Raw genomic sequence first — 24,710 nt, forward strand, 5'->3', positions numbered from 1 at the left:
GGGGGCGCTCCGGCTCCAGGATGGCCGGGGCTGCGTCGGCGAGTCGCGGTCCGTGGGTGGTTGCGGTGGGAGAGCCATCCCGTCTGCCATCGACCCGGGCAAGCCGAGCAGGTCGACGGCAGACGGGATGGCATCCAGGGCCAGGTTCACGCAGCTCCGCTGGCGTGGCGCCAGCAGGGCTCGGCACATTCGCGCGGCGGTATGGTCGAGCTACGGTAGCCGTGTTGCCAAGGCAGCAGGCAGCCAGCCCCACACCCCGTTGGACTCCGTAACCAACGCGGCGAGTTCGCGCAGCAGTGGCTCTTGTGTCACGAAGACGAGGCGCACGGCCTGGGCGTCGTCAAATAGTACAGCGGCTATATCCCCTTCCGATGGAACGGGAACCCGTGCTCGTGCTGCCGCGTCCACGATCCCATTGGTAATCGGTTTTAGGTAGTTGAAACGAAGGTCTCGGTGGCTTTTCACAACCACGCCCATCCCAACGTAGGTGATGTTCGTTTCGCTCCTGGAAGGTTCGTGCAGAAAAGTAGTTCCTGGAAGCGTGTCCAGGTAGGCTGCCACATGCACGTTAATCCGCGGTTCCCCATTGCGGCCGTACGGCGACATTGGCAGGAAAGCTGCGAGGTCTCGGGGGAGTGCAATGTGCGGAGTCCCTCTCTCGCCCCGAAACGCCTTCGTGTCAAGGCTGGTAAGCCTCTTGACGATGCCGATCGAACCCCCTGGCAGCCCCCACGAGCTGGCTACCTCTTCCGGTTCATCGGTGGCCTCGCCGTCCGGAGTTGGCATGACGTTCGGCGCCGAACTTCCACCCTTTTTCCTTCGACCACTACTCGCAACCATGGTGCCTAGGGCCGGGAAAAGCTTCTTGCGCCGTTCCGACTCCGCCGGTGTCGCATTGGGAGGTGCCGGAGCTAGCAGATCTACAGCTCCGGCCGAGACGAGGTCGTCTATATTGCTCAGGTTGACCTTTATGGAATTCGGTCGAGTTCCTGATCCCCATGCCAGAATAGCTTCGAGGATTTGATCGAAGGGGGCGTCTGGGTCTCCAACCGAATCAATCGCGAGGGCCGCCTCTACATTTGCGGTTATTCCCCGCAATGTCAGATTTGCCGATCCGACTAGCGCATGCTTCACCCCGGATCGGGTTTCCACATAGTAGGTCTTGGGGTGCATCAGGACGTCGCTCGCGCCTACGACATGGAGGGTGCAGCCCGGCCCGCGTCCATCGATCAACTCGGCCACATGCCTGAGGTCCGCGCTGCGTAGTCCGCCATCGTTCGACCCCACCACTAGATGGAACTCGCCGCCACGATCGAGCAGGGCTCGGAAGTCGGTCTCAAACTCATCAAGGCCGTCACGACCGAAGTATCCCGTCTGACACGCAAAAAGGGTCGCATCGGGCAGAACCTCGGCTAGCCATCGATGTACTGTCTGGTTTGCGTCCCGGGAGCCTGTATCGAGGTATCTCACAACGCGAATCTACCGCCCTCATGCGCGAGCCAGCACTACCGCATCCTCGCCGTTGACGCCGTTGCTGCTGTGGAGCCCGTAGCGCGGCCACGTCTCGAACGGGATCAGCTCCCTGACCGCAAAGCCGTGCAGCTCTGCGACATCAGCCAGCAGTCGAGGCGTATCGATCAGGATCCGATCGTCCGCAGGCCCCGTTCGGTTCCGGCCCACCACCAGGACGGCGCGCTCGCCTGGCCGCAAGTAGCCGGACGACCAGGCGTTGAACGCCTCCCCCATCTGTGCGAAGTAGCGGTAGAGAAGGGTGGGGACAGCCGCCCGCCGGAAGCCGGCACCGACGGTTTTGTTGCGTTCATCGAGCTGCTGCAGAAGCTGGGTAACCGACCGGGGTAGCCCGTACGCGTTCTCGCTGCGCGCATCTGCCCAACGCTTCTGTACAGCTTTATTCCATTCGCGACTTCCAACCAGGCTTGCCTCCAAGGGGCGGAGTTCATTCGGATCGACGAGTCCCAAGGCGATAAGCGAGAGCCGGTCCGTATCGATGTATGGGAGCGCGGTCGCGTAGGGTGGCGATGTGACAATCAGCCGTCGATCCGTACCCTGTTTAATCTTTTGAACTAGGCCCGGGTTATGTGACGAACCAAGGAGTAGTTCAACCGACCCGACGGCCCTTGGCGTCTCGGCCAGTTCTTCTAATCCCACTTCGATCTTTTCGCAGGCCGTCTTGAATAACTCAGCCAGCGATGGCGCAACGAAGCCCGTTGGCCGGCGCCGGACGCGCAGGTCCTCGGGTACCTGGAGTGATACGTCCCTGAGAATAGAAGACAGCGCGACTCCGGCGAGGAGTCGTGTGCAGTCGCCGCTGTGGTTTCGGATAATAGAGAGGCCTGCGCGTAAAGCTGCGAGGGCTGGGCTCGTGAACCAGTCCGTTAGATAGCGGGCGGCTTCTGTTGAAAGAGGATCCCGACCTGCGTAGTAGTCTTCATCCTGCGCAACCTTCATCGCTGCGGCGGCCTGGGACTTCAGAGCGCGTAGGTCCTTCGTTAGCCCCTCGTGGTCGTGGTGCAGGAGGGCTTGTGTCTTGACAGTGGCGATGTGATGAGCGATTGGCGAAAGGTCGATCCCGGCAACACTCATGCTAAGCCGGAGGCCCTCTACAAGAGTAGTGCCTGAACCGCAGAATGGATCCAAGAGGGAATTTGCATCAGGGTCAACGACATTGATTAGCGCACGAGCCATCTGGGGGTTGAACTTGCCGCGATATTCGTGGATGCCGTGCACCCCAAATCGGGTACTCTGCTTTCGCCGCTGTCCACCGCCTCTCAGTTGCCAGTGCTTTCCTTCGATCGTTGCCTGGGCAGTAGGCTGCCAGTCCTGACCCTCTGATCGAACTGCTGAGAGGTAGGTGCTACGTTCGATTAGGAGTTTAATGGCTCTTGCGATGCGGTCCGAGGACCATTCTTGGCTGCCATCGATAGTTGCGCCGTCCCCAGCTGCGGCTGCCCCGGCGAGTTGCTCGACTTCTCGGTTTAGCAGGACTTGTTCATACTCGAACATCCGGTAGGACGGGCCTTGAATTTCGATCACGCTGGGCCCCTGTAGAGCAGTACGTGCTCGGTTCGGCGACCCCGAGTGTGGGAGGAATTAAACGAGCTTCTGCGCCGAAGAATGTCGCGCTGACGGTGAGCTATTAGATCGAAACCTTCGCTTGCCACTGCCTCCGTGAGTAGTTCGGCGTTATCAATTTCCCGGCCGCCAATCACAGAATCCCCCAGCACTACAACCACCGGCGACTCCGGGCGCAGGACCCTTTGAAGCTCTTTGAACACGCTGCCCATCTGATCCGAAAAGTCAGTCTCGTCAAGCCCGTTGGGGCGGCAGTAGTGGGGCCTAGCGCCAATCTCCTCCGCCCTGACGCTGATTGGGTCGTGACCAAGCCAGTACATGCGGTACTTGTGATAGAGCCAGTATTCGTAAGCGTTTGGGTAGGGGGGTGAAAACACTGCCGCGCACACCGTTGCCTCATCCACGGATTCAAGCGCTCGCGCGTCTCCATTTACGACCGCGGCAGGCGGGTTGCCCGTCGCTGCGTTGGCGCGCAGCCACTCCGACACCTTCAGAACCGAACGCGAGAGAGTGTTAGCCGCCAATTCTTCGTCGCCTGGCTTATCGATGGCGGCGTAACGCGTGTCCGACTCCTGTCGACTGAGCCGTACCACACAGGCGGAAATGGCGAGGGCGATCCGGTCATGCCATGGGTCTGTTTTCGGGACGCTATGCAGATACGAGGTGGCAGCTACGAGCGATCGCTGGGACCACTCGTCGAACCAATGGTCTATTCGAGGGATATGGCCCGCGGCCGCTTCTGCACGCTCTCGCCCAGCGCGCGATACCGCCTCAGCCAGCGCAAAAGCGTGCAGTTGGGCCAGACCCTCGTCCTCTGGCTTCCAGTCGCTCGTGCGCACCCGTGAGATAAGGCATGCGATCGGGTTGAGGTCATTTCCGATTGCGGGCAACCCGCGCCGGCGCACCTCTAGGAGGGTCGTTCCTGATCCACAGAATGGGTCCAGTACCGGACCCTGCGGGCGCACGATTTCCAGAGCCTGCCGGGGAATTGCGGGTATGAAGCGCGCCGGGTATGGATGAAGCTCGCCACCCCGGGATGGTGCGGCAGTTGTGAGGTTCCAGTCTGCGTCGTCGAAGGCCCTAGCAATCGCTGTCCAGCTGTCTCTGGAGCCGGCCGCAGGGTCGTTTAGGCTACTCAAGTCGCATCCCGTTGCACCTTCGCCACACCCTGCATCGGCTCCGGCCCCTCCCTTGGATGTCCGCTCGGCCAGGCCCTCCCGCCCGAGCTCAGGCATGGCTCGAACCTTAGTACGAAGGCTGGTGGTGCTGTCCACCCGCCACGCGTCCAGTGAGAGGTCGGCGATAGCCCGGGCTGGTTGTGCGGCCGCTGAGATATCGATGCGGTATGCGGGTCCAGGTCGAGGCGGCGCCCCACAGGGGTCACGTCCGCGCTGGTGGTGTAAGAGACGGCCATCGCAGGATCCGGTCTGGTGTTAGGCGGCGATCGGGGTGGGATCGGCCTGGTCGTTGTCGTGTTGGTGTGGCTGGATGTTGATGAGGCGGGCTTTGGCGAGGAGGTCCAGGCCCATGTAACGGCGTCCTTCGGTCCATTCGTCGGTCTGCTCGGCCAGGACGGCGCCGACGAGACGGATGATCGCTGGTCGGTTCGGGAAGATCCCGACCACGTCGGTGCGGCGGCGGATCTCCTTGTTCAGTCGTTCCTGCGGATTGTTCGACCAGATCTGACGCCAGATCTCGCGGGGGAACCCGGTGAAGGCGAGGAGGTCGTCGCGGGCGTCGGCGAGATGTTCGGCGGCGGCGGGGAACTTCGCCTCGATCGTGGTCACGACGCGGTCGAACTGGGCTCGGACGGCATCGGCGTCTGGTTGGTCGAAGATCGTCCGGACGAGGGTGGCGATCCATGGCTGCGCGGATTTCGGGACTTTCGTGAGCAGGTTGCGCAGGTAGTGGGTGCGGCAGCGTTGCCAGGCGGCTCCGGGCAGGGCGGCGCCGATCGCGCCCACGAGCCCGCGGTGGGCATCGGAGATGACGAGCGCAACGCCGGACAGGCCGCGGGCGGTCAACGACCGCAGGAACGCCAGCCAGCCGGCGCCGTCCTCGTCGGAGGCGACGTCCACGCCGAGGACCTCGCGTTGACCGTCGGCGTTGACACCGACCGCGACCAGTGCGTGGACGTTGATCGTCCGCCCGTGCTCACGGACCTTCATCGTCAACGCGTCCATCCACACGAACGCGTAATGGGCGGCGTCGAGAGGCCGATTGCGGAACGCCTCCACCTGGGCGTCCAGGTGGGCGGCCATCTCCGACACCTGCGACTTGGACAGCTGCTTGACACCAAGCTGCTCGACCAGCTTCTCCACCCGCCGGGTCGACACCCCGAGCAGATACGACGTCGCCACCACCGAGACGAGGGCTTGCTCGGCTCGTCGGCGGTGTGTCAGCAACCAGTCCGGAAAGTACGAACCGGTGCGCAGCTTCGGCACCGCCAAGTCGATCGTCCCAGCCCGGGTATCCCACTCCCGCACCCGATACCCGTTGCGGGAATTCACCCGCTCAGCGCTGCGCTGCCCGTAGCCAGCGCCGCAGATGGCGTCCGCCTCGGCCGACATCAACACCTGCGCGAACGTCTTTACCATCGCCTGCAACACATCCGGCGACGCGCCCTCGATCTGCTCGCGCAGCAGGTCAACAGGGTTCACACTCTCAGAAGCGGCCATCGCGTTCTCTCTTCCTTCTCTGACTTGGTCGTCTTGAAGGATCGACGCGATGGCCGTCTCTCATCTACGCAACACGCCCATCACGGGCAAGTCGTACACCACACCCGTGGACGCAACCCGCACAAAAGGGCTTGTCAGCGAGACCTCCGACCAGCGGTGAGGCAGCAAGAAGGCAGCATCAGCGCCGACAGCGGTTGGGATCGATCGCTAGTGGGTAGTGACCTCCAGCTGCATGCGCTTCAGGGATTGTAAAACGAACGGTGTAACTCCTGATCAAGGAGCAGCACCTGATGACGGATGTCGTGTTCACCGAGGCTGATACTGGCCAGGTGGCGAAGCGTGGACCGGCGCGGCCGGTGGGAGACGGGGTCGACGATCAGCTCGTCGCGCAGGTGGTGGAACAGGCTCGTGCGGCGGGTCTGCAGCTCACCGGCGAGGGCGGGCTGCTGCAGCAGTTGACCAAGCGGGTCCTGGAAGCTGCTTTGGACGGTGAGATCACCGATCACCTGGGCTATGACAAGGGCGACCCGGCCGGGAACAACGGTCAGAACTCCCGCAACGGGGTGCGAGGCAAGACGGTGCTGACGGAGGTCGGTCGGGTGCAGATCGAGGTGCCCCGCGATCGCGACGGCACGTTCGAGCCGCAGATCGTGCGTAAGCGTCAGCGCCGGTTGTCCGGGGTCGAGGACATGGTGATCTCCCTGTCGGCCAAGGGATTGACCACCGGGGAGATTCAGGCCCACCTGTCCGAGGTGTATGGCGCGGACGTGTCCCGGCAGACGATCTCCACGATCACCAACAAGGTCGTCGACGGGATGGCCGAGTGGCAGAACCGGCCACTCGATCCGGTCTACCCGGTGATCTTCCTCGACGCGGTGCACGTCAAGATCCGCGACGGGAAGGTCGCGAACCGGCCCATCTACGTGGCCCTGGCCGTCACGGTCGACGGCAACCGGGACATCCTCGGACTCTGGGCCGGCGACGGCGGTGAGGGCGCGAAGTTCTGGCTCAGCGTCCTCACCGAGCTGAAGAACCGGGGTGTCGCCGACGCGTGCATGGTGGTCTGCGACGGACTCAAGGGCCTGCCCGACGCGATCGGGCAGACCTGGCCCGAGGCAGTCGTGCAGACCTGCATCATCCACCTGCTGCGGGCGTCGTTCCGCTACGCCGGCCGGCAGCACTGGGATTCCATCGCCAAGGCGTTGAAACCGGTCTACACGGCGGCGACCGAGGCCGCCGCCCGGGAACGCTTCGCCGAGTTCACGCAGGCCTGGGGCGGAAAGTATCCGGCCATCATCCGACTGTGGGACCAGGCGTGGGCGGAGTTCGTGCCGTTCCTGGCCTTCGACGCCGAAATCCGCACCGTGATCTGCTCCACCAACGCCATCGAGTCGGTCAACGCCCGCATCCGCCGAGCCGTTCGAGCCTGCGGCCACTTCCCCAACGAGGGCGCCGCCCTCAAATGCGTCTACCTCGCCGTGATGAGCCTGGACCCGACCGGACAGGGCCGCCGGCGATGGACCATGCGCTGGAAACCCGCCCTGAACGCCTTCGAAATGGCCTTCGAAGGCCGCCTGACCGCAAGCCGAAAGTAACCCTCAACAACCCGAGTTACACCGTTCGTTTGACAGACCCTTCAGCAGGCATGTCAACTATCGCGCGGAAGGTCGGAAGGCTGAGACTCTTACTTCCAGCGGAAGTGCACGAAGAGGCGACCGAAGTTCTTGGAGTCCTTCTCCACCCGGTGGTAGAGCTGCTTGACGTCCTTCTGGTCGAGGAAGCGCAGCACCCTCTTCTTGAGCTGACCGGAGCCCTTGCCCGGGATGATCTCCACGAGGGTGGCCTTCTTGGCCACCGCCTCGTCCATGATCCCGCGCAGCGCCCGGTCGATGTCGTGGCCCTTGTTGAAGATGTCGTGCAGGTCGAGCTTCAGCTTCATGCCCCGTCCACCGTCCGGTCGGCTCCCATAGGGCCATCGTAGGCACGTCTGCGGCGGGGCCCGGAGACGACGAGAGGGCGGCCCGGGGGCCGCCCTCTCGTCGTGGTGTCGGGTACGCCGCCTCAGCGGCGGCTGCCGACCCGGGTCTCGACCCGCCGCAGCGCGGTCGTGTAGTCGTCGTTGGCGGAGTGCATGGCCGCCGCGATGCGCAGGTGCCGCAGCGCGTCGGTGTACCGGTTCAGCCGCTCCAGCGTCCGGCCCAGCACGTGGTGGGCGTAGTGGTCGCTGGGGTTGCGGTCGATCAACTCCTGCAACTGCTCCTCGGCCCGCCGGAGCTGGGCCGACTGGAAGTACGCCCGGGCCAGCAACTGGCGGACGGCGGAGTTGTCGGGCTCGGCCTCGACGATCGGTTCGAGCAGCCGGGCCGCTCCGCTCGGGTCGCCCGACTCGAAGAACAGGGTCGCTCGCCGGTACTCAGCCAGAAGATCCATCTCGGCCCACCCCCTAGTTCGCACCACTGCCCTGACGCTGGCACAACACCGTCCGGTGCGCGAGTGTTCCCGGGCGCCTGCGGGCGGGGGCGGGCGTCGCGTCGGCGGTGCCGGACGGTGCCGGACGGTGCCGGACGTTAGCAGGGGACCCCTGCTATACCGCAGGCGTTAGCAGGGTGCCCTTCCTTGCACCCACCCGGCCGCGCACCAACCCGGCGCGCACCCACCCGGCCGCGCACCCACGCGGCCGCGCACTCACACGGCCGCCAGCTCCCAGGCGCGGACGCCGCCGACGATGCCGGCGCTGTTGGGCACCACCACCACGTCGTCGCCCATCCGGGCGAGCTGTTCGGGGCGGATCAGCCGGGAGTTGCCGCCGCCCAGATAGAGCCGGTCCCAGCGAAACACGGGGCGCAGCCCCTCCACCACCTGCCGGATCCGCCGGGACCAGAACGCGTCGCCCAACCGGCGGCGTTCCGGCTCGCCCACGTACGTGTCGTAGGTGGTGCCCCAGCGCACCGGGGCGTGCGACAGCTCCAGGTGTGGGGCGAGCACGCCGCCGTCGAAGAGGGCGCTGCCCAGCCCGGTGCCGAGGGTCAGCACCAGTTCGCAGCCGGTGCCCGCGACCACTCCGGCACCGTGCACCTCGGCGTCGTTGAGCACCAGGGTGGGCAGCCCGAACGCGGCGGCGAGGGCGCTGCGGGCGTCGTACCCGGACCACTGGTCGTGCAGGGCCGGGTCGACCCGGCTGCGGGGGCCGGAGCGGGTCACGTAGTGCGGGGTGGCGACCACCACGCCGTGCCGGATCATGCCCGGCATGCCGACCGTCACCCGGTCGGCGGCGGGCAGCCGGTCGCCGAGTTCCCGCAGGGTCCGGACGAACAGCTCCGGTGGCAGCGGGTACGGCGTCGGCACCCGCATCGGTTGGGCCCGCATGGTGCCGGCCGCGTCCAGCACGGACGCCTTGATCCCGCCACCGCCGCAGTCGATCGCCAGAGTGGTCTGCACGACCGTGAGTCTGCCTCGTGTGTCGTGCCCGGGCATGGCGAGCCACGCCAACCACGCCGGCGGGTAGGCTCGGCTGCTTGTGAGCGCCACGCTGATCGCCAAGGACCTGGCCGCCGGGCACGGGGAGCGAACGCTGTTCACCGGGCTGGACCTGGTGGTCGCGCCCGGGGACGTGATCGGCCTGGTCGGGCCGAACGGGGCGGGCAAGTCGACGCTGCTGCGCACCCTCGCCGGGCTGCTTCCGGTGGAGGCGGGCAGTGTCGCGGTGAGTCCGCCCGGCGCGAGCGTCGGGCACCTGCCGCAGGAGCCGGACCGGCGTCCCGGCGAGACGATCCGGGCGTTCCTGGCCCGGCGGACCGGGGTGACCTGGGCGCAGGCCGCCCTCGACGCGGCCACCGAGGCGCTGACCGCCGGGGCGCCGGGCGCGGACGACGCGTACGCCTCGGCGTTGGAGAGCTGGCTCGGCCTGGGCGGGGCCGACCTGGACGAGCGGGCCGAGGAGGTCGCCGCGGAGCTGGGGCTCGGCGTCGGTCTCGACCACGAGATGACCGGGCTCTCCGGCGGCCAGGCGGCCCGCGCCGGGCTCGCGTCGCTGCTGCTCAGCCGGTACGACGTCTTCCTGCTCGACGAGCCCACCAACGACCTGGACCTGGCCGGGCTGGAGCGCCTGGAGCAGTTCGTCACCGGGTTGCGGGCCGGCACGGTGCTGGTCAGCCACGACCGGGAGTTCCTGACCCGGACGGTGACCCGGGTGCTGGAACTGGACCTGCACCAGCAGCAGGTCAACCACTTCGGTGGCGGTTACGCGGCGTACCTGGAGGAGCGGGAGGTGGCCCGCCGCCAGGCACGCGCCGAGTTCGAGGAGTACGCCGACACCCGGGCGGCACTGGAGGCGCGGGCGCGCACGCAGCGGTCCTGGATGGAGAAGGGTGTCCGCAACGCCCGCCGCAAGGCCACCGACAACGACAAGATCGGCCGGAGGTTCCGCTCCGAGGCCAGCGAGAAGCAGGCGGCGAAGGCCCGGCAGACCGAGCGGCTGATCGAGCGGCTGGACGTGGTCGAGGAGCCGCGCAAGGAGTGGGAGCTGCGGATGGAGATCGCCGCCGCGCCCCGCGCCGGGGCCGTGGTGGCCACCCTGCGCGACGCGGTGGTACGTCGGGGCGACTTCACCCTCGGCCCGGTGAACCTCCAGATCGACTGGGCAGACCGGGTGGCGATCACCGGGGCGAACGGGTCCGGCAAGTCGACGTTGCTGGCCGCCCTGCTGGGCCGGCTGCCGCTGGACGCCGGGCAGGCCGCGTTGGGCCCCGGTGTGGTGGTCGGCGAGGTGGACCAGGCGCGCGGGGCGTTCCTCGGGGACGCGCCGCTGCTGGACGCCTTCCGGGTCGCCGTACCGGACCTGTCGCCGGCCGACGCGCGGACGCTGCTGGCCAAGTTCGGCCTGCGCGCCCAGCACGTGCTGCGCCCGGCCGCGACGCTCTCCCCGGGCGAGCGGACCCGGGCCGCGCTGGCGTTGTTGCAGGGGCGCGGGGTCAACCTGCTGGTGCTCGACGAGCCGACCAACCACCTGGACCTGCCGGCGATCGAGCAGTTGGAGTCGGCGCTGGCCGGCTACCCGGGGACGTTGCTGCTGGTGACGCACGACCGGCGGATGTTGGACGCGGTCCGCGTGGACCGCCGTCTGCGGGTGGACGCCGGGCGGATCGCCGAGTCCTGATCCCGGCCGGCAGCCCCCACCGGAGTGACAATCACTGCATGCTCAGGTGGGAGTACGCGCTGTTGGTGCGGCGCCGCCAGGCGGCGAGCACCGACGCCGGCTGGGAGATCGTCTTCATCTGGTACGGCCCGGACGGTTCCATGATCGACGTCACGCCGTACGGCGACACCGCGCTGGCCCATCTCAACCGGGCCGGCGACCAGGGCTGGGAACTGGTCTCGATGAGCGAGGACCCGTCCCTGGCAGGCCACGCCGAGTTGCACCGGTACCACCTCAAGCGCCCCAAGGTGCCCGCACCCCGACAGCGGATCGGCGCGGCCGGCCGTCCCCGGCGCACCGCTCCGGGCTGATCGATCCTCCGGCGGCAGTCCGGCCGAGCGCCCACCCGAGTGCCGCCTTCTGGGCTAAGTTGCGCATAACGGGCAGCGATCGGGGTATCGCGCCGGCCGGAGGTGGGCGAATGGTCGCGTTGGCACACACCCCGCCCTCGGCCGAACGGCTGCGGGCGGTCGACGGGTTCCTCGCGGAGTCCTGGGCGGACCAGGCCCGCCACGACGACCGGCTCCGGTCGCTGGCCGTCGAGGTCCGCTTCGACCGGGGCGTCGCCCACCTGACCGGCGAGGTCGACGAGCCGGCCCAGCTCCGCCTGGTCCGCGAGCAGGTCGGCCGACTCGCCGGGGTCTTCGGCGTCTGGTGCCGGGTACGCGTCGGCGGACGCGACCCGGTGGTGGTGGACCTCGGCTGCGGCGGCACCAAGCAGTGGTCGGGCAACCTCGGGCTGGACATCTATCCGGCACCCGGGGTGGACGCGGTGGCCGACCTCTCCGGCTCACTCCCCCTCGCCGACGACTCGGTGGACGTGTTCTTCGCGGTGCACATCCTGGAGCACCTGATCGACTTCCTGCCGCTGCTCGACGAGTGCCACCGGGTGCTGCGTCCCGGCGGCGTCCTGCACGTGATGAGCCCCTGGTGGGGGCATGTGAACGCGGTCGCCGACCCGACCCACGTCCGACTGCTCGACGTCCAGACCATCAAGGGGGTCTGCGCGATGCGCCCGCCGGGCACACCGCGCTGGCACCCGCTGCACGCCGGCACCGACGGTGCGTCGATCTTCGCCGACCTCACCCCGCTGGGCGTGGACGACGAGGGGCCCTCCCCCGCCCACATGGCCCGCTTCTTCGACTGACCACCCACCGGCCCACCCGGCACTGAGCTGCGAATCAGGCTGACCGGCCTGCGGAACACCCCGGACACCCTCGGCGTCCGGGGCATTCGTCTGTTTCAGCACTGGTCACCAATATTTCTCAATGGTTACACCCGAATGTCGCGACCTTGATCGAGACTGGTCGAACTCCGGGTACTCACCGGTAACCACTGCCCACCGCACACCCCCGCGGAGGTATCCCCCGTGCTCAAACGTCTCACCACCGTCCTGGCCTCCGGCGCGGTCGCGCTGGCCGCCACGCTCGCCGTGGCGTCCCCGGCGGCTGCGGCCGTCACGCCCGCCCAGAAGCTGTCCGTGCTGTCGAGCTGGACCCAGACCAGCGCCAGCAGCTACAACGCCTGGAACTCGGCCCGGCAGAACCGCACGCCGTGGGCCGGCTACAACTTCGACTGGTCCACCGACTTCTGCTCCTCCAGCCCGGACAACCCGCTCGGGTTCCGGTTCTCCCTCTCCTGCCACCGCCACGACTTCGGCTACCGCAACTACAAGGCGGTCGGCCAGTTCAGCGCCAACAAGTCCCGCCTGGACAGCGCCTTCTACGAGGACCTCAAGCGGGTCTGCGCGACGTACAACTCGGTCGTCCGGCCGGCCTGCCTCAGCCTGGCCTGGACCTACTACCAGGCGGTGAGCATCTTCGGCTCGGCCGCCGCCGTCCAGCAGTCCGACATCGACCGGGCCGCCCGGATGAAGGCCGACGCGGAACGGCTGGCCCGCGCCTGATCTCCCGACCGAGGGGTCCACGTCCGACGCGGACCCCTCGGTCAGGCGTGCTCGGTGTGCCGGTCGGCGGCAGCGGTCGACTGGCGGGGCGTCGCCCGGGCTGCCCGCGCCGCGAACCGGGCCGAGTCGGCGGCCAGGTCGGGATGCTCGACGCCGAGCGCCAACGCCACCGCCTCGTCCAGACCCAACTCGGCGCCTTCCCCGTACGCCTCGTCGAAGGCGACGTCGCCGAGCGTCCGCCGCAGCGCCACCTGCCGCTCGTTCCAGTAGCCGTCGTAGATGCCGGTGGGCGACCGCAGCCCCGCCCGGGTCGCCTGCGCCGCGCCGAACAGCCGGGCTGCGGTCAGCGGCTCGTCCCCGGCCTGGCAGCGCACCGCGATCGCGTTGAGCGTGTCGCAGGCCCGACCGTGGAAACCGTGGTTCATCCGGGACCGCAACGCCGCCAGCAGGTGTTCGTGCGCGGCCACCAGATCGCCCCGGGCCAACGCCACCACGCCGAGCAGCATGTCCACCGAACGCCGGCCCCGGTCGATCGGGCGGGCCGCCTCCACCGGGCGCGCCGCCGCGAGCAGGTCGGCCGCCTCGTCCAGGGCACCCCGCCGCCAGAGCAGCTCGGCCAACCGGAACACCGCGAACAGCGCCTCGGACTCCACCCCCTGCTCACGGGCCCAGTCGATGACCTCCCGGCAGACCCGTTCGGCCTCGGCGAACTGCCCCATGTCCACCAGCGGCGCCGCCCGCCCGGCGAGCACCCGGGCCAGCAGCCCGGCGTCGCCCGCCTGCCGCGCCGCCGCCTCGGCCCGCTGCGAGTAGCGCAGCTCCTCGGCGTACTCGCCGTCGCCACCGGCGTGCAGCGAATGCATGTGGTAGGCCGCTGCCAGCTCGGCCTCGGGGATCGTCTCCCCGGTCTCGGCGATCCGGCTGTAGAGCCGGAACAACCACAGCCGCCCCTCCCGGGCCAGCCCGCGCTCACGCCACCACTGGTCCAGGCCGCTGGCGAGCCGCAGGCCCGCCCGGGCACTACCACCGGTGGCGCACCAGCGCAGGGCGGCGCGCAGCTCCCCGGCGAGCGGGTCGAGCGCGTACAGCGACAGCGTCACCGGCTGGCCGTCCGGACCCAGGTGCGCCCGTTCCAAGGCGTGCGCCGACCAGCCCACGTGCCGGTTCCGCGCGTCCCGTTCCTCACCGGCCTCGGCGAGCCGACGGGCCGCGTACGCCCTTATCGGATCGAGCATCCGGTACGTGAAGCCACCGGCCTGCGGCTCGGCCAGCACCATCGACTTGTCCACCAGCACCGAGAGCGGGTCGAGCGGATCGTCGTCGAGCAGCCACTCCACGGTCGGCAGATCGACCGGACCGGCGAACACCGCCAGCCAGCGCAGCAGCCGCGCGGCCCGGGGACCGAGCGTGCGGTACGACCAGGTGACCGTCGCCTGCATCGTCAGGTGACGTTCGATCGCCGACCGTGCCACCGCCCGCGTCTCCGGGGACTGCGGACTCGCCCCGGTCGCCGCCGCCGCCAGGTCGACGGTGTCCCGCTGGTTACCGGTGTTGCCGTGATCGGTCGGTAGCGGCTCGGGGTCGTCCCGGCCGGCGTCCAGCGTGCCCAGCACGTCGTCGAGGCGTTCGGCGAGCTGCCCGACGGAGAGCACCCGCAGCCGGGCCGCAGCCAGCTCGATCGCCAGCGGCAGTCCGTCCAGCCGACGTACCACCCGGCGCAGGTCCGCCGACTCGGCCGCGTCCGGACGTCGCCCGCCCCGAGCGGCGGCGGTCCGGTCCAGCAGCAACGCGACCGCGTCGCTCTCGGTGCCGTCCGGTGACGGGTCGACCGAGAGCGGCGGGATACGCCACACCACCTCGCCCGGCAACGCCAGAGGTTCCCGGGTGGTCGCCAGCACCTTCACCCCGCTGCCTCCGGAGAGCAGCCGGGACACCGCCTCGGCGCAGGCCGTCGGCTGCACGTCGCAGGTGTCGAGGACGATCAGCATCCGGCGACCGGCCGCGTACTCGACCAGGGTGTCCACCATGGGCCGACCCGGTTCGGGACGCAGCCCGAGCACCGCGGCGATCGCGAACGCCACCAGCCCCGGATCGGTCACCGAGGCGATGTCGACGAACCAGACCCCGTCGGGGTACTCGTCCACCAGGTCGATGGAGAGTTCCACGGCCAACCGGGTCTTGCCGCCGCCACCGGCACCGAGCACGGTGACCAACCGGTGCCCGGCCACCAACCCGCGCAACTCGGCCCGTTCGGCGTGCCGACCGACGAACGAGGTGACCGGGATCGGCAGGTTGTGCGCCACCGCGTCGGCCGTACGCGGACGCGGGAACTGCCGTTCCAGGCCCGGCGCGACGAGTTGGAAGAGGCGTTCCCGGTCGTCGAAACCACGCAACCGGTGCAGCCCGAGGTCGATCAGGGACGCCCCGGTCGGCAGCGGATCGGCGTGCCGCGCGGTCGCGGCGGAACAGAGCACCTGCCCGCCGTGCGCGGCGGCGGCCACCCGGGCGGCCCGGTGCACCTCCGGGCTGGCGTACTCGCCGTCACGCGGCTCCGCCCAGCCGGTGTGCAGGCCCATCCGCACCCGGGGCGCCGCCTCCGGGGTCGGCCACTCGTGCTCGCCGAGCGCCCGCTGCGCGGTCAGGCAGGCGGTCAGCGCGGCACCGGCGTCCCCGAAGGCCAGGAAGAACGAGTCCCCCTCGGTCAGCAGCTCGGCACCCTCGGTCGCGGCGATCGTCCGACGCAGCAGACGGCGGTGTTCCCGCAACACCGGGCGGTATCCGGAGCCGAGCATCTGCGCCAGCCGCGTGGAGCCCTCGATGTCGGTGAAGACGAACGTCACCCAGCCACTGGGGAGGTGGATCCGTGGCGGCATGCGTGGAACCTCCCCCCTGGCCTCGGCTTCATACTTCCCGAAACCAGATCATCACGCATCGTGAGAACGGTCGGCCGAGACTCCGCCCCAAGGTGCCATCGCACCGGGCGTCCAGGCAAGACCGACATCAACCGTCCCACCACGTACGACGGTCCGCCGGTCGGTCCGGCCGCCTCCGACCGGCCACCGTCGACGGCGGCGTTCAACAGCCGCAACCGCCACCGCAGCAGCCGCCACCGGAGGGCGCGGGCGGACCGGCGGAGGCACCGCCACCCCGTCCGGTGACCGCGACCGTCGACAGCAACTTCACCGTGTCGGAGTGCCCCTTCGGGCAGGACGCGGGCTCGCCCGCCTGGGCCATCGGCCGGTTGACCTCGAAGGTGTCACCACAGGCGCGGCAGCGGAACTCGTACCGGGGCATGACATCAGGGTACGGCCGGACCTGACGCTCGCGGCGACATGGGTGATACTCGACGGGTGGCAGACGGCGAAGAGCGGACGACCCTTCGGCCCCTGCGACCGGCCACGCCGGGCGCCCAAACCGGTGCCACTACGGACAGACCGGTCAGCGCGATACCCCGGCCGCGCCGACCCTGGTTGAGATCCGGCGAACCGGCCGGCGGGTCGCCCACCGCCGGGGCCGAGCCGGCTGCCGGTACGCCGACGATCCGGGCCGCCACGCCCGAGCCCGAACCGCCCACCGAGCCCGCCGCTCCCCCGATCGACGGGAAGCCCGCCGCGACCAGCGGCGCACCCGCCCGGAACGACGGCGAGCAGCCCGGCGGGACGGACCGCGAGACGGCGCCCCCGCCCGACGCCGCCACCAAGCCCGACGCCGCCGCCGAGCCCGACGCCGTGACAAGGACCGGCCTCAGCGCGACGCCCGACGCCCGCACCGCGCCCGACAGCGCGACAACGTCGGACGACACCACGAAGGCCGACGACCCCGGCAAGGTCGAGGAGAGCGAAGAGGCCGACGCCGCCACCAAGACCGACGGCGAGGCGGCGGGTGGGACGGCGACCCGGCCCCGGCGGGCCCGGCGACGCCGGGTGCGCTTCGCGCACGCCGTACGCATGCCGGGTCCTCGGGCCGCCGCCCGCGCGACCCGCGACTGGGCGCGGCGGCCCGGGGGACGACTCACCCTGCCCGGGGTGTTCCTGCTCGCGCTGGTCATCGCGACCGCGACAGCCGGCGCGACGCTGGTGCCGGCGACCGTCGGTGCGCCGCGCCCGGTGGCGGCCGGGGCGACCGGCGAACCGGAGGCGACCGACGGCACCGCGCCGCTGACCGAGGCTCCGCCGGTCGGGGCCGTCCCGCCGACCACCGGGACGCTGCCGCCGGGGACCACGCCGTTCCCGGGCGCGACGGGTGGTACGGCGCCGGTGGGCGCCCGCCCCTCCGACGCGCTCGCCGGCTGGGCCCGCGAGGTCGGCGCCAAGACCGGCATCGACCCGATCGCGGTGCAGGCGTACGGCTACGCCGAGTTGGTGCTCGCCGAGACCAACCGGGCCTGCGGCCTGAGCTGGACCACGCTGGCCGCGATCGGCTTCGTCGAGTCCCGGCACGGGCAGGCCAACAACGCGCGGCTCGGACCGGACGGCCGGGCCACTCCGGAGATCATCGGACTGCCGCTGGACGGGCAGGGCGGCCGGATGCGGATCGCCGACACCGACCGGGGCGAGCTGGACCGGGACACCACCTACGACCGGGCGGTCGGACCGATGCAGTTCATCCCGACCACCTGGCAGGAGAACGGCGCCGACGCGGACGGCGACGGGGTCAAGGACCCGCACAACATCCACGACGCCGCGCTGGCCGCCGGAATGTACCTGTGCAAGGGGGGCCGCAACCTCACCGTTCCGGGTGACTGGTGGAACGCCATCCTGTCGTACAACAACGTCGGCCGGTACGCCCAGGCCGTCTTCGAAACGGCCAACCGGTACGGACAGGCCAGTCGCACCTGAAGTGATCGTCCGCGCACATTGGAGGACTGGACACTTCCCCCCGGCAGCGGTTAACGGCAAGCTAGACGCGTGATGGTGCGCGAGTGGGACCCCAGGACCGCGTCGTCCGCCGAGATCGCGTCGCTGTTGGACACGCTGAACGCGGTCCTGGCGGTCGATCTTCCGCAGGATCCGCCGTGGCGGGAGAGTTCCGTGCGGGAGTACCTCACCGAGGTGATGCCCGGCGAACGACGGATCGCCTGGGTGGCCCAGGCCGAGCCGGCCGCCGACGGGACACCCGGCCCGATCCTGGGTCAGGTGCACGTGCTGCTGCTCGGCAGCATCGGTGTGCTGGAGGTGCTGGTGCATCCCGACCACCGACGCCGGGGCCTCGGCCGTGACCTCGTCCTGCGTGCCTCCCGCCGGGTCTACCAGGAGGGATTCGAGTCGATCGGCGTCGAGGTGGTGGGTGACACCCCGGCCGTCGGCTTCTACGAGTCGCTGGGCTTCAGCCGGGAGTACGTCGAGACCCGCAGCGTGCTCGACCTCGCCGGTGTCGACTGGACCGAGCTGGCCGAGATGTCGACCGGTGTCGGCGCCGGCTACCACGTGCAGTTCCACCCCGGCGGGCCGCCGGACGAGCTGATCGAGGCGTACGCCCGGGCCAAGGCCGAGATCCGGGACGTCGAGGACGGCGAGCTACGGCCCAGCTCGTACGACCCGCAGCGGCTGCGCGACAGTCTCGACTGCCTGCACCGTCGGGGGATGAAGCCGTACATCGTGCTCGCCCTGCACGAGCAGACGGGCGAGGTGGCCGGCCTGACCGAGGTGGTCGTGCCGGCGCAGCACCCGACCCGCGCGGACCAGTACGACACGATCGTGGTGCAGGATCACCGTGGCTACGGGATCGACCGCGCGATCAAGGCCCGCATGTTGTTGGAGTTGCGCTCGGCCGAGCCGCAGCTCACCGAGGTCCAGACGTGGAACGCCCAGGCCAACGAGGCCATGCTCAAGGTCAACGCGGAGCTGGGCTACCGGCCCGACCGGGAGTGGTGCGAATACAGCGTCGACGTGGCCGAGTTGGTGCACCGCCTCGACGCCGCCCGCTAGGGCTCGGGTCGCGCCGCCGGGTCGTGGTCGGTCAGGACCGGGGTGGAGATCAGTAGCGGTCGCGGAGCAGGCCGGCGGCCTCCACGGCCCAGTAGGTGAGGATGATCTGCGCTCCGGCGCGGCGGATCGAGGTGAGCGTCTCCAGCATCACCCGCTCGCGGTCGATCCAGCCGTTGGCGGCGGCGGCCTCGACCATGGCGTACTCGCCGGAGACCTGGTAGGCGGCGACCGGCACGTCGACCGCGGCCCGGACCGCGGCGACCACGTCGAGGTAGGGCAGGGCCGGCTTGACCATCACGATGTCGGCGCCCTCGGCCACGTCCAGTTCGACCTCGCGCAGGGACTCGCGCAGGTTCGCCGGGTCCTGCTGGTAGGTCCGGCGGTCGCCGTCGAGCGCCGACTCGACCGCGTCGCGGAACGGACCGTAGAACGCCGACGCGTACTTGGCGGTGTAGGCCAGCACGGCGACGTCGGTGTGACCGGCCGCGTCGAGCGCCCGGCGTACCACTGCGACCTGGCCGTCCATCATCCCGGACGGGCCGACCATGCCGACTCCGGCGTCGGCCTGGGCCACCGCCATCTCGGCGTACGCCGCCAGGGTGGCGTCGTTGTCCACCGAACCGTCCGGCCGGAGCAGGCCGCAGTGCCCGTGCGAGGTGAACTCGTCCAGGCAGAGGTCGCTCATCACGACGGTGGCGTCACCCACCTCGGAGACCACGTCCCGGATGGCGACGTTGAGGATCCCGTTCGGGTCGAGGCCGCCGGAGCCACGCTCGTCGCGCGACGTCGGCACCCCGAACAGCATGATCCCGCCGACCCCGGCGCGTACCGCCTCGACGGCCGCCTTGCGCAGCGAGTCGCGGGAGTGCTGGAGCACCCCGGGCAGCGAGCCGATGGCCCGGGGCTCGGTCAGCCCCTCCTTGACGAACATCGGCACGATCAGCTCGGCCGGGTCGAGACGGGTCTCGGAGACCAGCCGCCGCACGGCTGCGGAACGCCGCAGCCGGCGGGGGCGGTTCTCGGGGTACGGCACGGTGCCCTCCCTGACGACTACCGGAACCTGAGCGCGGTCGGCCCCTGGACCTTCGAGCCACGGCGCTGCTTCGCCGGCATCGCGGCGAGCTTCTCCCGCAGCTCGACGGCGTAGCCGGCGAGCGCCTCCACCAGGTCCGGCACCGAGGCGTGCGGCGGCTGGACGTCGACCCGCAGGCCGAACTCCGTCGCGGTCTCCGCGGTCTTGGGCCCGATGACGGCTACCACGGTACGCGCATGCGGCTTGCCGGCGATGCCGACCAGGTTCCGGACCGTGGACGACGAGGTGAACAGCACCGCGTCGAACCCACCCGACTTGATCGCGTCACGGATCTCGGCGGGCGGCGGGGCCGCCCGGACCGTCCGGTACGCGGTCACGTCGTCGACCTCCCAGCCGCGCTCGGTGAGCCCGGCGGCGAGCGTCTCGGTGGCGATGTCGGCGCGCGGCAGCAACACCCGGCCGACCGGGTCGAGCACCTCGTCGTGCGGGGAGAACTCGGCCAGCAGCCCCTCGGACGACTGCTCCCCGGAGGGGACCAGCTCCGGCTGGATGCCGAAGGCGCGGACCGCGTCGGCGGTGGCCTCACCGATGCAGGCGATCTTGACGCCACCGAAGTGCCGGGCGTCCAGGCCGTGCTCGGCGAACTTCTCCCAGACCGCGCGCACCGCGTTGACCGAGGTGAAGATGACCCAGGCGTACCGGCCGTCGACCAGGCCCTTGACCGCACGCTCCATCTGCGCCGGGGTACGCGGCGGCTCCACCGCGATCGTCGGCACCTCGCACGGGATGGCCCCGTACGCCCGCAGTCGGGCACTCATCGCGCCGGCCTGCTCCTTGGTGCGGGGCACCAGCACCTTCCAGCCGTACAGCGGGCGGTTCTCCCACCAGCTCAGCTTGTCGCGCTGGCCGACGCCCTCGCCGACGGTCAGCACGACCCGGCCGGTGAAGCCGAGTGCCGCCGCGACGAAGGAGTCCACGGTCGACGTGGTGGTGTACTGCGTCTCGCCGGTGCCGTCACCGGTCACCCCGACGTCGGTGGTGCCGTCGACCCCGGCGGCGAGCAGCCCGTCACGGATCGCGGCCAGGTCACCGGCGTCCACCGCGAGCGCCAGCGAGCCACGCTGCACCGCTCCGGCCAGCGCCTCGAAGTCGAGCGTGCCGACATCCTCCACGTCGGCGGCGGTGCGTACGCCGGGCAGCGGCACCCCCGCGTACGCGGCCACGCCCTCGGCCTGGCCGACGCCGGGCACCACCTCGAAGTGCGCGGCGGTACGTGCCACCGCCTGCACCTCCTTGACGACCGAGTCGTGACCGAACGGGTCGCCGGCCACCAGGTGCACCGCGTTCTGCCCGGAGCGGGCAGCCGAGATCAGTACCTTCGCCACGTCGCCCGGCGCGCCCTCGGCCGGAGTGAACTGGGCGTCTTCCCTGGCCTCGGCCCGGACGACGTCGAGCAACGACTCGGGGACTCCCCGGTCGTACACCACCTGGTCGGCGTCGACCAGGGCGTCGTGCGCCCGGCGGGTCAGCAGGCCCGGGTCGCCGGGACCGGCCCCGACGAATGCGATCCGGCCTACGGGCTTACGGGTGCGGGTCATTCTGTGCTCCCAAATTGCTGGGTCCCCGGGCCGTCGTGTCCTTGCGGGCCGAGGATCGAGTCGGCGCCGAGGTCGAGGAGTTCGGCGGCGAGTGCCTTGCCGATCTCCGCCGCCTCGGCGGGCGTACCGGTGCGGGACAGCCGGATGTCACGGGTGCCGTCCGGGCTGATCACCGCCCCGCGCAGGTAGATCTCCTCACCGGTCTCGCCCTCGGCGAGTTCGGCGTAGGCGGCGACCGGAGCGGAGCATCCGGCCTCCAGGGTGGCCAGCATCGCCCGCTCCGCGACGACCGCGGCGCGCGACGGTGCGTCGTCGAGCGTGGCGAGCAGTTCGACCAGGTCCGGGTCGTCGACCCGGCACTCCACCGCCAGCGCTCCCTGCGCGGGGGCGGGCAGCATCAGCATCGGGTCGAGCGTCTCGGTGACGACGTCGACCCGGTCGATGCGGGCCAGGCCCGCTCGCGCCAGGACGACGGCGTCCAGGTCGGCCTCCGGACCGAGCACCCGGTTCAGCCGGGTGTCGATGTTGCCCCGGATGGGGGTGACCGACAGTTGCAGGCCCAGCGCGTGTAGCTGGGCGATCCGGCGCAGCGCGCCGGTGCCGATGTTCGCTCCGGGGGCGAGCTCGGCCAACGTCTTCCCGTCGCGGGCGACGAGCGCGTCGCGCGGGTCCTGCCGCGGCGGCACCGCGGCGATGTGCAGCCCGGCCGCGGTGGCGGTGGGCAGGTCCTTGTACGAGTGGACGGCGAAGTCGATGGTGCCGGCGACCAGCGCGTCCCGCAGCGCGGAGACGAACACGCCGACCCCGAGGCGGTGCACCGGCGCGCTGGACCGGTCACCGGCGGTGACCACCTCGACCAGTTCGACGGGGCGTCCGGTGCGGGCGGTCAGGGCGTCGGCGACCTGCCCGGACTGGGCCATCGCCAACTTGCTGCCACGGGTACCGAGACGCAGTACGTCGGCGCTCATGCCGGCCCTCCGCTCCGCTGCGCGCCGCCATGAGGCACCTTCGCACTGAGCCGACGATTCGCTCGCTGGCGCGCGCTCATGCCGGCCCTCCGCTCCGCTGCGCGCCGCCATGAGGCACCTTCGCACTGAGCCGACGATTCGCTCGCTGACGCTCGCTCATTGCTCACCTCCGGGTGGGGTGATGTCGGGGACGGTGTCCACCGGCGAGGTCTGCGGGACCTGGAGGTCGAACAGCTCGCGCAGCAGGGCGGCGTACTGGTCGCCGCCGGGTTCGGCGGCGAGCTGCCGGACCCGTACGGTCGGCTGGTGCAGCAGTCGCTGGACCACCCGGTGCACGGTGCGGGCCACCTCGGCGCGCTGGTCGTCGGTGAGGTCGGGGCGGCGCTGCGCGAGGCGGCGCAACTCGGCGGTGACCACGTCGTCGGCCCGGCCGCGCAGGGCGGCCACGGTCGGCGCCACGTCGGCACCGCGCAGCCAGGTGAGGAAGGACTCGACCTCGGCGGCCACGATCCGCTCGACGGCGGCGGCGTCGGCGGCGACCGGTCCGTCGGCGAGCAGCGCCGCCATCCGGTCGATGTCGATCACCTCGACGCCGGGCAGCTCGGCCACACCGGGCCCGACGTCGCGGGGTACGGCCAGGTCGAGCAGGACCAACGGGCCCCGCTCCGGCTCGCGGGCGGCCACCGCCTCGGCGACGACCGGACGGGTGAGGACCGGCTCGGTGGACGCGGTGGCGGCCACTACGATGTCCACCGTGGACAGCGTGTCGGCCAGCTCGGTCAGCTCCCGTGCGGCGGCACCGTACGACTCGGCCAGTCGGACCGCGCGGTCGGTGCTGCGGTTGGTCACGGTCAGCGGCCCGGCACCGAGCCGGGACAGCGTCGCCACGCCCAGCGAGCCCATCGCCCCGGCCCCGACCACCAGCGCGGGACGGCCGACGAGGTCGTTGCCGAGATGACCGGCGGCCAGCCCCAGCGCGGCGGTGACCACGCTCTGCCCGGCCCGGTCGATGCCGGTCTCGGAGTGGGCCCGCTTACCCACCCGCAGCGCCTGCTGCATCAGCTCGTGCAGCAGGCGGCCGGCGGCGTCGGTCTCACCGGCCCAGTGGTAGGCGTCCCGGAGCTGCCCGAGGATCTGCGCCTCGCCGATGACCATGGAGTCCAGCCCGGCGGCGACCCGGAAGACGTGCTCGACCGCGGCGGAGTCGAAGTGCACGTAGAGGTTGTTGGCCAGCGCGGTGGGCGGGCAGCCGGCCTGCTCGGCGAGGACGGCGCAGATGTCACCGAGGCCGCCGTGGAAACCGGAGACGGCCGCGTAGACCTCCACCCGGTTGCAGGTGGAGACCAGGACGACCTCGCTGACGTACGGCTGCGCCAACAGCCGGTCCAGGGTGGCGCCCAGTTCGGCCGGCGGCACCGCGAGCCGTTCCAGGGTGGCGACCGGCGCGGTGCGGTAGGAGGCGCCGACGACGATGAGTTTCACGTGCCGATCGCCTCCTGGCTCTCGGTGACCGCGAAACCGCCCGGCAGGGCGGTGAGAGCGGACCCACCGGCGGCGGGGAGCGCGGTCAGTGCTGCCTTGCGGTGCTCGTGGAACGACAGGATCTGCAGTTCGATGGCGAGGTCGACCTTGCGCACGTCGACCCCCTCCGGAACCGAGAGTACGCACGGTGCGAAGTTCAGGATGCTCGTCACGCCGACGGCGACCAACTGGTCGGCGACCCGCTGCGCGGCGGCGGCCGGGGTGGCGATGACGCCGATCGCGACGGCCTCCGCGGCGGCGACCTCGGGCAACTCGTCGATGTGCCGCACGACGAGCCCGTTGATCTCCTCGCCGACACGGCGGGGGTCGGCGTCGAAGAGGGCGGCGATCCGGAATCCGCGCCCGGCGAACCCGTCGTAACCGGCCAGCGCGTGACCGAGGTTTCCGACGCCCACCAGGGCGACCGCCCGACGTTGGGTGAGCCCGAGGACGTACTCGATCTGCTCGACCAGCAGGGCCACGTCGTAGCCGACGCCCCGGGTGCCGTACGAGCCGAGGTGGGACAGGTCCTTGCGGAGCTTCGCCGAGTTCACCCCGGCGGCGTTGGCCAGGCCCTCGCTGGAAATCGTCTCGTGACCGGTTTCGGCGAGGTTGTGCAGGGCACGGAGGTACTCGGGGAGCCGGGCGACCGTTGCCTCGGGCAGGTCCGGGAGCGCCGGTACGGCACCGGCGCGGCCGGGCGCGCCTGGGTGACGGTGCTGACTCATGAGACTCCGTGCGGTGCGATCCTCGACCAACTCCACCGGCCGGTCGTTTCGGGACTCCCGCTGG

General features: G+C 70.3%; 20 protein-coding genes. 7 read left to right on the forward strand and 13 right to left on the reverse strand.

Annotated elements, in window-relative coordinates:
* Positions 1-210: 210 nt before the first annotated feature.
* From ACQVFL_RS26915 to ACQVFL_RS26925, 3 genes are all read right to left on the reverse strand, one after another.
* Complete coding sequence (locus ACQVFL_RS26915) at positions 211-1,470, reverse strand: phospholipase D family protein (protein ID WP_431727849.1); 1,260 nt, start codon at positions 1,468-1,470, stop codon at positions 211-213.
* Positions 1,471-1,488: 18 nt separating this feature from the next.
* Positions 1,489-3,054 (reverse strand): DNA methyltransferase, encoded by a 1,566-nt coding sequence (locus tag ACQVFL_RS26920; protein ID WP_431727850.1) that lies wholly within the window; start codon positions 3,052-3,054, stop codon positions 1,489-1,491.
* A gap of 1,472 nt (positions 3,055-4,526) precedes the next feature.
* Positions 4,527-5,771, reverse strand: a complete 1,245-nt coding sequence (locus ACQVFL_RS26925; protein ID WP_431727851.1) for an IS256 family transposase — start codon at positions 5,769-5,771, stop codon at positions 4,527-4,529.
* A gap of 290 nt (positions 5,772-6,061) precedes the next feature.
* Between ACQVFL_RS26925 and ACQVFL_RS26930 the strand changes: the two genes are divergently transcribed.
* Positions 6,062-7,366 (forward strand): IS256 family transposase, encoded by a 1,305-nt coding sequence (locus ACQVFL_RS26930; protein ID WP_431727848.1) that lies wholly within the window; start codon positions 6,062-6,064, stop codon positions 7,364-7,366.
* 89 nt (positions 7,367-7,455) lie between these two features.
* On the opposite strand, the gene ACQVFL_RS26935 is transcribed toward ACQVFL_RS26930, so the two are convergent.
* From ACQVFL_RS26935 to ACQVFL_RS26945, 3 genes are all read right to left on the reverse strand, one after another.
* Complete coding sequence (locus ACQVFL_RS26935; RefSeq protein WP_013736060.1) at positions 7,456-7,710, reverse strand: Smr/MutS family protein; 255 nt, start codon at positions 7,708-7,710, stop codon at positions 7,456-7,458.
* Between the two features lie 122 nt (positions 7,711-7,832).
* A complete protein-coding gene (locus tag ACQVFL_RS26940) occupies positions 7,833-8,201 on the reverse strand; it encodes a tetratricopeptide repeat protein (protein WP_396690122.1) in 369 nt (122 codons plus the stop codon).
* A gap of 255 nt (positions 8,202-8,456) precedes the next feature.
* Positions 8,457-9,209: an ROK family protein gene (locus ACQVFL_RS26945; RefSeq protein WP_396690120.1), complete on the reverse strand. Its 753-nt coding sequence runs from the start codon at positions 9,207-9,209 to the stop codon at positions 8,457-8,459.
* Between the two features lie 79 nt (positions 9,210-9,288).
* Between ACQVFL_RS26945 and ACQVFL_RS26950 the strand changes: the two genes are divergently transcribed.
* The 4 genes from ACQVFL_RS26950 to ACQVFL_RS26965 all read left to right on the forward strand — a co-directional run bounded on the left by ACQVFL_RS26950 (position 9,289) and on the right by ACQVFL_RS26965 (position 12,871).
* Positions 9,289-10,926, forward strand: a complete 1,638-nt coding sequence (locus ACQVFL_RS26950) for an ABC-F family ATP-binding cassette domain-containing protein (RefSeq protein WP_431727852.1) — start codon at positions 9,289-9,291, stop codon at positions 10,924-10,926.
* Positions 10,927-10,964: 38 nt separating this feature from the next.
* Positions 10,965-11,276: a hypothetical protein gene (locus ACQVFL_RS26955; RefSeq protein ID WP_350692997.1), complete on the forward strand. Its 312-nt coding sequence runs from the start codon at positions 10,965-10,967 to the stop codon at positions 11,274-11,276.
* Between the two features lie 110 nt (positions 11,277-11,386).
* On the forward strand, positions 11,387-12,112 hold the full coding sequence (locus tag ACQVFL_RS26960) for a methyltransferase domain-containing protein (RefSeq protein ID WP_396690116.1): 726 nt from the start codon (positions 11,387-11,389) through the stop codon (positions 12,110-12,112).
* Between the two features lie 222 nt (positions 12,113-12,334).
* The gene (locus ACQVFL_RS26965) at positions 12,335-12,871 is read left to right on the forward strand and encodes a phospholipase (RefSeq protein WP_396690114.1); all 537 of its coding nucleotides are present in this window, start codon (positions 12,335-12,337) and stop codon (positions 12,869-12,871) included.
* Positions 12,872-12,912: 41 nt separating this feature from the next.
* Here the strand turns inward: ACQVFL_RS26965 and ACQVFL_RS26970 are convergent, their stop codons facing one another.
* Together ACQVFL_RS26970 and ACQVFL_RS26975 are read right to left on the reverse strand one after the other, a co-directional pair.
* Positions 12,913-15,744, reverse strand: coding sequence for an ATP-binding protein (locus ACQVFL_RS26970; RefSeq protein ID WP_431727853.1), 2,832 nt, complete (start codon positions 15,742-15,744; stop codon positions 12,913-12,915).
* A gap of 202 nt (positions 15,745-15,946) precedes the next feature.
* A complete protein-coding gene (locus tag ACQVFL_RS26975) occupies positions 15,947-16,165 on the reverse strand; it encodes a zinc ribbon domain-containing protein (RefSeq protein ID WP_396690110.1) in 219 nt (72 codons plus the stop codon).
* A gap of 176 nt (positions 16,166-16,341) precedes the next feature.
* On the opposite strand from ACQVFL_RS26975, the gene ACQVFL_RS26980 reads away from it, so the two are divergent.
* Both ACQVFL_RS26980 and ACQVFL_RS26985 read left to right on the forward strand, forming a co-directional pair.
* Positions 16,342-17,709 carry a lytic murein transglycosylase gene (locus ACQVFL_RS26980; RefSeq protein ID WP_431727854.1) on the forward strand — a complete coding sequence of 456 codons (1,368 nt, stop codon included), beginning with the start codon at positions 16,342-16,344 and terminating at the stop codon, positions 17,707-17,709.
* 72 nt (positions 17,710-17,781) lie between these two features.
* Entirely contained in the window at positions 17,782-18,798 is a 1,017-nt protein-coding gene (locus ACQVFL_RS26985) for a GNAT family N-acetyltransferase (RefSeq protein ID WP_396690959.1), read from the forward strand.
* A gap of 49 nt (positions 18,799-18,847) precedes the next feature.
* Here ACQVFL_RS26985 and hemB read toward each other — a convergent pair whose 3' ends face one another.
* From hemB to ACQVFL_RS27010, 5 genes are all read right to left on the reverse strand, one after another.
* Positions 18,848-19,831, reverse strand: a complete 984-nt coding sequence (gene hemB, locus ACQVFL_RS26990) for a porphobilinogen synthase (protein ID WP_431727855.1) — start codon at positions 19,829-19,831, stop codon at positions 18,848-18,850.
* A gap of 17 nt (positions 19,832-19,848) precedes the next feature.
* Positions 19,849-21,429 carry a uroporphyrinogen-III synthase gene (locus ACQVFL_RS26995; protein WP_396690104.1) on the reverse strand — a complete coding sequence of 527 codons (1,581 nt, stop codon included), beginning with the start codon at positions 21,427-21,429 and terminating at the stop codon, positions 19,849-19,851.
* Positions 21,426-22,397, reverse strand: a complete 972-nt coding sequence (gene hemC, locus ACQVFL_RS27000; RefSeq protein WP_431727856.1) for a hydroxymethylbilane synthase — start codon at positions 22,395-22,397, stop codon at positions 21,426-21,428. Before hemC ends, ACQVFL_RS26995 begins: the two co-directional genes overlap by 4 nt.
* A 156-nt stretch (positions 22,398-22,553) precedes the next feature.
* On the reverse strand, positions 22,554-23,879 hold the full coding sequence (locus ACQVFL_RS27005; RefSeq protein ID WP_431727857.1) for a glutamyl-tRNA reductase: 1,326 nt from the start codon (positions 23,877-23,879) through the stop codon (positions 22,554-22,556).
* Entirely contained in the window at positions 23,876-24,646 is a 771-nt protein-coding gene (locus ACQVFL_RS27010; RefSeq protein ID WP_396690100.1) for a redox-sensing transcriptional repressor Rex, read from the reverse strand. The genes ACQVFL_RS27005 and ACQVFL_RS27010 overlap by 4 nt, the downstream gene beginning before the upstream one ends.
* Positions 24,647-24,710: the final 64 nt, after the last annotated feature.

This window comes from Verrucosispora sp. TAA-831 (assembly GCF_050780145.1).
Taxonomy (GTDB): domain Bacteria; phylum Actinomycetota; class Actinomycetes; order Mycobacteriales; family Micromonosporaceae; genus Micromonospora.